The sequence below is a fragment of the Streptomyces sp. DI166 genome, from assembly GCF_900091315.1.
Taxonomy (GTDB): domain Bacteria; phylum Actinomycetota; class Actinomycetes; order Streptomycetales; family Streptomycetaceae; genus Streptomyces; species Streptomyces fuscus.
The window spans coordinates 1-8,276 of sequence record NZ_FLSP01000178.1 but is presented as its reverse complement, the minus strand read 5'-3'; the positions used below and the strand labels follow the sequence as shown (position 1 = coordinate 8,276).

General features: G+C 70.8%; 7 protein-coding genes. 1 reads left to right on the top strand and 6 read right to left on the bottom strand.

The features are described 5' to 3' along the window. Positions 1-277: 277 nt before the first annotated feature. Positions 278-1,285 (bottom strand): stage II sporulation protein M, encoded by a 1,008-nt coding sequence (locus GA0115233_RS39055; RefSeq protein WP_093725435.1) that lies wholly within the window; start codon positions 1,283-1,285, stop codon positions 278-280. 130 nt (positions 1,286-1,415) lie between these two features. On the opposite strand from GA0115233_RS39055, the gene GA0115233_RS39050 reads away from it, so the two are divergent. Then, positions 1,416-2,396: an RDD family protein gene (locus GA0115233_RS39050; RefSeq protein WP_093725433.1), complete on the top strand. Its 981-nt coding sequence runs from the start codon at positions 1,416-1,418 to the stop codon at positions 2,394-2,396. A 28-nt stretch (positions 2,397-2,424) separates the two neighbouring features. Here GA0115233_RS39050 and GA0115233_RS39045 read toward each other — a convergent pair whose 3' ends face one another. From GA0115233_RS39045 to GA0115233_RS39025, 5 genes are all read right to left on the bottom strand, one after another. Beyond that, positions 2,425-3,039, bottom strand: coding sequence for a hypothetical protein (locus GA0115233_RS39045; RefSeq protein WP_093725431.1), 615 nt, complete (start codon positions 3,037-3,039; stop codon positions 2,425-2,427). A gap of 190 nt (positions 3,040-3,229) precedes the next feature. Next, on the bottom strand, positions 3,230-4,687 hold the full coding sequence (gene ahcY / locus GA0115233_RS39040; RefSeq protein ID WP_093725429.1) for an adenosylhomocysteinase: 1,458 nt from the start codon (positions 4,685-4,687) through the stop codon (positions 3,230-3,232). A 342-nt stretch (positions 4,688-5,029) separates the two neighbouring features. After that, a complete protein-coding gene (locus GA0115233_RS39035) occupies positions 5,030-6,010 on the bottom strand; it encodes a cation diffusion facilitator family transporter (RefSeq protein WP_093725427.1) in 981 nt (326 codons plus the stop codon). A gap of 125 nt (positions 6,011-6,135) precedes the next feature. Further along, positions 6,136-7,287 (bottom strand): mannose-6-phosphate isomerase, class I, encoded by a 1,152-nt coding sequence (manA, locus tag GA0115233_RS39030; protein WP_093725425.1) that lies wholly within the window; start codon positions 7,285-7,287, stop codon positions 6,136-6,138. Between the two features lie 122 nt (positions 7,288-7,409). Then, positions 7,410-8,276 (bottom strand): SIS domain-containing protein (locus GA0115233_RS39025; protein WP_093725423.1); only part of this gene is annotated, 867 nt, incomplete at its 5' end.

The following is an 8,276-nucleotide window of genomic DNA, read 5'->3' as shown; positions in this document are numbered from 1 at the left end:
GCCCGCTTTCGCGTTTCCCTTTCCGGCGGATCCGACTTTATCAGAAGTTTCGAGCCGGTCTGACCGGCCACTCATTTCCGATTCATCGGGAGGGCTTCTGCGTAGTAATCGATTCGATCGACACTTCAAGAAGCAAGAAGCAAGTAGATACTCACCGTCGCCGACCGGATCAACTCCAGTCCAGGCAACTGTTCGAATCTACCTCCCCATCCGATCCGTGTCAACGGTTCTTTCGGGGCGAAGAGGAGACTAGCAGCTCATCAGGTGTGTCCGCACATCAGGCGGCCGTCGGCACGCTGGCGCCGCGCTCGGCTTCCTCGATGTCGCCGGTCTCTCCGGCCTGCGCGGCGCGGCGGCCGACGACGTAGACGTAGGCCAGGAAGGCCAGCTCGGCGATGACGCCAATGGTGATGCGGGCCCAGGTGGGCAGGCCGGACGGGGTGACGAAGCCTTCGATCGCGCCGGAGATGAAGAGGACCACCGCCAGCCCTATGGCCATGCCTATGGCGGCCCGGCCTTCCTCGGCAAGGGCCGTGCGTCGGGTGCGCGGGCCGGGGTCGATGACGGTCCAGCCCAGGCGCAGGCCGGTGCCGGCGGCGACGAAGACCGCGGTCAGTTCGAGCAGGCCGTGGGGCAGGACGAGGCCCAGGAAGGTGTCGAGACGGCCCGCGGAGGACATCAGGCCGAAGCCGACTCCCAGGTTGAGCATGTTCTGGAAGAGGATCCAGAGGACCGGGAGCCCCAGGAAGACGCCGAGGACGAGGCAGAGGGCGGCGGCCTGGGCGTTGTTGGTCCACACCTGGGCCGCGAACGATGCCGCGGGATGGCTGGAGTAGTACGTCTCGTACTGCCCGCCGGGGCGGGTGAGCTCGCGCAGTTCGTTCGGGGCCGCGATGGATGCCTGGACCTCGGGAGTGCTGCCGATCCACCAGCCGAGGGCGACGGCGACGAGGGTCGACAGGAGTGCCGTGGGTACCCACCAGTGACGTGACTTGTAGACGGCGGCCGGGAAGCCGTGAGTGAAGAAGCGGGTCGCGTCGCGCCAGGTGGCCCGTCGGGTTCCGGTCACGGCGCTGCGCGCGCGTGCCACCAATTGGCTGAGTCGTCCGGTCAGCTGGGGGTCCGGGGCGCTGGACTGGATCAGGGAGAGGTGGGTGGCGGCGCGTTGGTAGAGGGTGACGAGTTCGTCCGCTTCCGCGCCGGTGAGGCGGCGCTGGCGCTGGAGCAGGGTGTCGAGGCGGTCCCACTCGGCTCGGTGCGCGGTGACGAAGACGTCGAGGTCCATCGGTGTGCCTGCTCCTCGGCTGTTCGTCGGCGGCTCGTCGTGCTGTCAGCTTGTCGTACGGGGGTGCGATGTGTCCTCAGCTTGGCAGACTGGCGGTTCCAGGGGCAGATCAGGGAAGGGCGGGGCAGGCGTGAGTGAGCTGGTGACGGGCGAGGCGGTGGCGCTTGAGCTGCGCCCCGCGAGGCTGCCCAGCAGGGCTCTGGCCGTGCTGCTCGATCTGGCCGTGGCCGTCGCGGTCTACATCACCGTGTCGATCGGCCTCGTAGCGGCCACCGCTTCCCTGGACGAGGCCGCTCAGATCGCGCTGTCGATCGCCTCCTTCATCCTTGTGCTGGTCGGTGCGCCTATCGCGGTGGAGACACTCAGCCACGGCCGTTCGCTCGGCAAGATGGCCTGCGGGCTGCGGGTGGTGCGGGACGACGGCGGGCCGATCCGGTTCCGGCACGCTCTGGTGCGGGGGGCGATAGGGGTCATCGAGATCCTGCTGACGCTCGGGGTTGTCGCCTGTGTCGCGTCGCTCGTCTCGGCGCGGGGGCGGCGGCTCGGGGATGTGTTCGCGGGGACGCTGGTCGTGCGGGAGCGGGTGCCGACCGCCCGGGGCGGGTTCGTACCGCCTCCTCCGCCGTGGCTGGCCGGGCGGTTCTCGGGGCTGGATCTGTCGGCGGTTCCCGATGGTCTGTGGCTCGCCGTGCGTCAGTACCTGACGCGGATGCAGCAGTTGGATCCTCAGGTCAGCTGGAGCATGGCCGAGCGGCTCGCCGCCGATGTCGCGGCGCGTACGGGTGCCCCGGCACCGGAAGGTGTGCCCCCGGCCGCCTATCTGGCGGCGGTACTCCAGGAACGACAGGCCCGGGAAGCCCGACGGGCCTTCTCGAACAACGGGGTCGCGCACAACGGGGTCGCGGCCGGCGGATCCGTGGGGGTTTCCGCCCCGGCCGGGCCGTACGCCCCTCCCGGCGGTCAGCCTCAGCCCATCCCGACGCCGGGTCCGTACGGGCCGCCTGCCGCTCAACCCTCGGTTCCGACCAACACTCCGCCAGTTCCCCCGGTCGCGCCGGGCCAGGAGCCCGCGGGCGACCGCCCGGGCACCGGCTTCGTGCCGCCCGCCTGATACCTGGCCGACGGTCGAGCCGCGCCGCTCACGCGAACACGGACGGCGGTGATTCGAGGTCTTCCAGCTCGATCCCGGGGGCCGCAAGGACCACGTCCCCGGCGATGTGCACGGAGTGCTGCTCCCCGGTGTCCAGGGCTGTGACCTGGTACTCGTCCACGGTCAGGGGGCCGTTGTCAGTGGCGTGTGCTTCTCTTTTCAGCAGGGCCCAGGACTGGTCGACGGTGCGCGGGGCGAGCACTGGGTCCGTGAAGCGGACGAGGCGTACTCGGGTGGCGGAGCCGGAAGGGGTGAGGCGCAGGAGACGGGTGGTGGCGACCAGGAACGCGGGGGAGGTGCCGGTGAAGGCGTGGGCGGGCACGTTGCCTTCCGTGGCGTGGGCCCCGGCGGGGTCCGTACGGACCCAGGTGACGCCGTCGAGGGCGGCGCCGCGCACCTGCCAGCCGCCGGCGTGGAGTTCCAGGCGGATGGGGCGGCCGAGTTCGTCGAGGGCGAGGTCGACGGAGCCGCTGTGATCGCCCGCAGGGGTGGTCAGCTGGGCGACGTAGCGCCAGCCGGAGGGGCCGGGCGCGCAGTGGAAGTGTTCTTCTGCGAGGGGGGTGTGATCGTGCGGATCGTGGAGCGAATAACGGCCGCGGGGCATGGGGGTCCTGGGTCGTGAAGGGCTGGTCCGGCCAGTAGGGCCAGATGGGGCAGGCCCCCGACACGGGGGTGCGGGGGCCTGCCCGGAGGACCTGCGTGCGGGGTGAGCGCGTCAGTGCACGGGTGCGCTCACCCCGGGGTCCGGAGTCCCGGGCCCGGAGCTGGGTCCGGGGCCGGGTCCGGTGTGCGGATCAGTAGCGGTAGTGGTCCGGCTTGAACGGGCCGTCGACGTCGACGCCGATGTAGGCGGCCTGCTCGGGGCGGAGCTTGGTGAGCTTCACGCCGAGGGCGTCCAGGTGGAGGCGGGCGACCTTCTCGTCGAGGTGCTTGGGCAGCGTGTAGACGCCGATCGGGTACTCCGACTGCTTGGTGAACAGCTCGATCTGGGCCAGGGTCTGGTCCGCGAAGGAGTTGGACATCACGAACGACGGGTGGCCGGTGGCGTTGCCCAGGTTCAGCAGGCGGCCCTCGGACAGGATGATGATCACCTTGCCGTCGGGGAAGGTCCAGGTGTGGACCTGCGGCTTGACCTCTTCCTTCACGATGCCCGGCACCTTGGCGAGGCCGGCCATGTCGATCTCGTTGTCGAAGTGGCCGATGTTGCCGACGATCGCCTGGTGCTTCATCTTGGCCATGTCCGAGGCCATGATGATGTCCTTGTTGCCGGTCGTGGTGATGAAGATGTCGGCCTTGTCGATGACCTCGTCGAGGGTCGTGACCTGGTAGCCGTCCATCGCCGCCTGGAGCGCGCAGATCGGGTCGATCTCGGTGACGATCACCCGGGCGCCCTGGCCGCGCAGGGACTCCGCGCAGCCCTTGCCCACATCGCCGTAGCCGCAGACGACCGCGGTCTTGCCGCCGATGAGGACGTCGGTGGCGCGGTTGATGCCGTCGATCAGGGAGTGGCGGCAGCCGTACTTGTTGTCGAACTTCGACTTGGTGACGGCGTCGTTGACGTTGATCGCCGGGAACAGGAGGGTGCCGTCGCGCTGCATCTCGTACAGGCGGTGGACGCCGGTGGTGGTCTCCTCGGTGACGCCGCGGATCTCCGAGGCGAGCTGGGTCCACTTCTGCGAGCCGTCGCTGATGGTGCGGTGCAGGAGTTCGAGGATGACGCGGTGCTCGTCGCTCTCGGCGGTGTCGACGGAGGGGACCTCGCCGGCCTTCTCGTACTCGACGCCCTTGTGGACGAGGAGGGTGGCGTCACCGCCGTCGTCGAGGATCATGTTCGGGCCGCCGGTGGGGCTGTCCGGCCAGGTCAGCGCCTGCTCCGTGCACCACCAGTACTCCTCCAGGGTCTCGCCCTTCCAGGCGAAGACCGGGACGCCCTGCGGGTTCTCGGGCGTGCCGTTCGGGCCGACGGCGATGGCGGCGGCCGCGTGGTCCTGGGTGGAGAAGATGTTGCAGGAGGCCCAGCGGACCTGGGCGCCGAGGGCAACCAGGGTCTCGATGAGGACGGCGGTCTGCACGGTCATGTGCAGGGAGCCGGTGATGCGGGCGCCGGCGAGGGGCTGGGCCTCGGCGTACTCCTTGCGGATCGCCATGAGGCCGGGCATCTCGTGCTCGGCGAGGGTGATCTCCTTGCGGCCGAAGGCGGCCAGGGAGAGGTCGGCGACCTTGAAGTCCTGTCGGTTGTCGACAGTCGTCATTGCGAGCTGCTCCTCGGTGTTGGGTCGAGGTGGGTAGGGCTGTTCTGCGCGGCGGCGGACACAGCGGTGCCCGAAGAGGACACAGGCATGCCCGCGTGCGCGCAGCGCAGTCCGTCGGAGGCCCTCTCTCCCTCGGCCGGTCCGTGTCGGGACCGCCCGACCGCCATCAGCAGCGACGTCTGGCTCAGTCCCAAGCTACACCGGACGACCCGCCCGCCCCAGTCCGCCTCCGGACACTCGGGGCCGAAACGGGTGCTCGCCGGGGGCCGGCGGTACGGCGAAGGGGCCCGCCGGATGTACTCGGCGGACCCCTTCGTCGTGCGCGTCTTGGCGTGTGTGGCGTCAGTGGTCGGCGCCCTCGGGGGCGGGGCCGCCGGGGGTGGCCTCGCGGTCGGCGCCGCGGGCTGCCTCGGCCTCGCTGTAGATGTCGGGCTCCAGGTAGATCACGCGGGCGATCGGGACGGCCTCGCGGATACGGGCCTCGGCGGCGTTGATGGCGGCGGCGATCTCGGCGGCCGTGTCGTCGTGCTGGACGGCGATCTTGGCGGCGATGAGCAGCTCCTCGGGGCCGAGGTGCAGCGTGCGCATGTGGATGATGCGGGTGACGGCCTCGCCGTCGACGAGCGCGGCCTCGATCTTCTGGACGTCCTCGACGCCCGCGGCCTCGCCGAGCAGCAGCGACTTGGTCTCGATGGCCAGGACGACGGCGATCAGGATGAGCAGGACACCGATGCAGAGGGTGCCGATGCCGTCCCACAGGCCGTCGCCGGTGGCGAGGGCGAGGCCGACGCCGCCGAGGGCCAGGATCAGACCGACCAGCGCGCCGAGGTCCTCCAGGAGCACGACGGGCAGCTCGGGGGCCTTGGCGTGGCGGACGAACTCCTTCCAGGACTTCTTGCCGCGCAGTTCGTTGGACTCCTTGATGGCCGTCCGGAAGGAGAAGGTCTCGGCGATGATCGCGAAGACGAGGACGCCCACCGGCCAGTACCAGTGCTCGATCTCGTGCGGGTGCTTGATCTTCTCGTAGCCCTCGTAGAGGGCGAACATGCCGCCGACGGAGAACAGGATGATCGAGACGAGGAAGGCGTAGATGTAGCGCTCGCGGCCGTAGCCGAAGGGGTGCTGCGGGGTCGCCTCGCGCTGGGCCTTCTTGCCGCCGACGAGCAGCAGTGCCTGGTTGCCGGAGTCGGCGAGCGAGTGCACCGATTCGGCGAGCATCGAGGACGAGCCGCTGAACAGGAACGCCACGAACTTCGATACCGCGATTGCGAGGTTGGCGGCGAGTGCCGCCACGATCGCCTTGGTCCCGCCTGACGCGCTCATGTGCCCGCGTTGTCCCTTCGTACGCAGTCCCGGGCTCGGCCCCTTGTGGCTTTGCCCGTCCTTTGCCGGTGGGCCATTGTTGCAGCCTTGCCCGGGTGCGACGCGTCAGGTGTCCACAACGCCGGTCATACGATCACAGTGGCGCGGAAGACCGTGCCCACACCGCCGACTTCGGCCTTCTCGCCTGCGGGAACGAAGACCGACTGACCGGGCGTCAGCTCGTGGTCGCCCGCCCGGACGGTGCCCGCCGTGCACAGCAGGATCTGCGGGGTGGCGCTGGTGAGGTCGTGCGGGGCGGTGCCCTCGGGGAGGACGTACCGGGAGAGCCGGAACTCGTCGATCGGCGTCTCGTAGACCTCCTCGCCGTCCGGGGAGGCCTCCGGGCGCAGGACGCCGGGGTCGGCGGCCTCGAAGCGGACGATGCGCAGGAGTTCGGGGACGTCGACGTGCTTGGGGGTCAGCCCGCAGCGGAGAACGTTGTCGGAGTTGGCCATGATCTCGACGCCGAGGCCGTTGAGGTAGGCGTGCGGGATGCCAGCGCCCAGGTAGAGGGCCTCGCCGGGCTGGAGCCGGACGTGGTTGAGGAGCATGGCGGCGATGACGCCGGGGTCGCCCGGGTAGTGGTGGGCGATGTCGGCGTACGGCTGGTAGACGCCGCCGAGGTGGGTGCAGGCGGCCGCGGTCTCGGTGACCGTACGGCTCATCTCGTCCGGGTCGGCGGTGAGGATCGCGGTGAGGACCTCGCGGAGGGCGGCCTCCTCCGGGTGGGCGTGCAGCAGGTCGACGTACGGCTTGAGGGAGTCGACGCCGAGGCCGTCGAGCAGATCGGCGGCCTGGACCGGGTCGCGGAAGCCGCACAGGCCGTCGAACTCGGTGAGCGCGCAGATCAGCTCGGGTTTGTGGTTGGCGTCCTTGTAGTTGCGGTGGGGGGCGTCGACGGGGATGCCGCGTCGCTCCTCGTCGGCGTAGCCCTCCTTCGCCTGCGCGAGGTCGGGGTGGACCTGGAGGGAGAGGGGGGCGCCGGCCGCGAGGAGCTTGAGCAGGAAGGGCAGCCGGGGGCCGAACTTGGCCACGCACGCGTGCCCGAGTTCGCGCTCCGGGTCCTCGTCGATGACGGCGGCGAGGGTGCCGCGGCCGGTGCGCGAGGGAGCGCCGGGGTGGGCGCCCATCCACATCTCCGCCTGCGGTTCGCCGGTCGGTTCGGTCCCGAGCAACTGCGGGATCGCTGTGGTGGAACCCCAGGCGTAGGGGCGGACGGTGTTGTCGAGGCGGTCCATGCGCTTCTCTCTGCGTCTTTTGTGTCTTCGCGGCTTCGCGTCCGTGTGCCGGTGCTTCCGCGCGTCCGGTTGTGCCGGTGACGCGGGTGGTCAGGCTCCCGTGGCGAGGGCCAGGTATGTGGTCAGGCTCCCGTGGCGAGGGCCAGGTATACGGCGGCGAAGTCCGTGGTGGCGATCAGTTCCGCGAGGTTGACCAGTTCGTCCCCGGGTTCCGGTTCCAGTTCGCTGATCGGCGTGTCGTGGCTCAGGGCCAGTTCACGGGCGGCGGGGGCGGCGGTGAGGCCGCCGCTGGGGCGGTCCCGGAGCAGCACCACGCGTGCGTGCAGCGCGGGGGGCTCCTCCACGCGGTCGCGGAAGAAGTCGTCCGGGTCGGCGCTGGCGGCGAGCGGGCCCGAGAGCAGCGCGTGGTGCGAGGCGAGCGCCTCGGGCAGCTCCGAGACGACGGCCGGGCGGCCGGCGAGTTCGGCGAGCGCGGCGGCGAAACGGCGGCCCGCGGGACCGGCCGAGATGCCCTCCGTCCAGATCACCGGGAGCGCGTCGGCCAGCTCGGCGGCGAGGGTCTTGGCGGGGTTGCTGTAGGTCGCGATGGCGGGGCCGCAGCGTTCGGCGATGTGGTCGAGACGGTCGGCGACCTTCTCCAGGGCGTCGGCCGGGGCGTCCAGCAGGCCGACGCGGTCCAGGAGCGCGAGCAGTGGTGTGAGCAGCGCCCACAGGACGCCGGGGGCGGAGGCGGCGAGGGGGGTGTCCTCCTCGTAGGGCGCGGTGGCCATCGGTACGAACAGGCCGTGGGCCGCTTCCAGGGCCTCGGCGAGCGGGGTGCGGCTGGGGGCCACCGCCACGACGGTGCAGCCGCGGCGGTAGGCCTGCTCGGCGAGGAGGGACAGGCCGGGTTCGGTGCCGTCCGGGGTGGCGATCAGGAGCAGGTCCACGGAGCCGGCCCAGCCGGGCAGCTCCCAGCGCAGGGCGCCCGCGGCGGGGGCGACACCCGT

Coding starts and splice junctions, on each gene's coding strand:
- GA0115233_RS39055 (WP_093725435.1), bottom strand. CDS start 1,285: ATGGACCTCGACGTCTTCGTCACCGCGCACCGAGCCGAGTGGGACCGC.
- GA0115233_RS39045 (WP_093725431.1), bottom strand. CDS start 3,039: ATGCCCCGCGGCCGTTATTCGCTCCACGATCCGCACGATCACACCCCC.
- ahcY (WP_093725429.1), bottom strand. CDS start 4,687: ATGACGACTGTCGACAACCGACAGGACTTCAAGGTCGCCGACCTCTCC.
- GA0115233_RS39035 (WP_093725427.1), bottom strand. CDS start 6,010: ATGAGCGCGTCAGGCGGGACCAAGGCGATCGTGGCGGCACTCGCCGCC.
- manA (WP_093725425.1), bottom strand. CDS start 7,287: ATGGACCGCCTCGACAACACCGTCCGCCCCTACGCCTGGGGTTCCACC.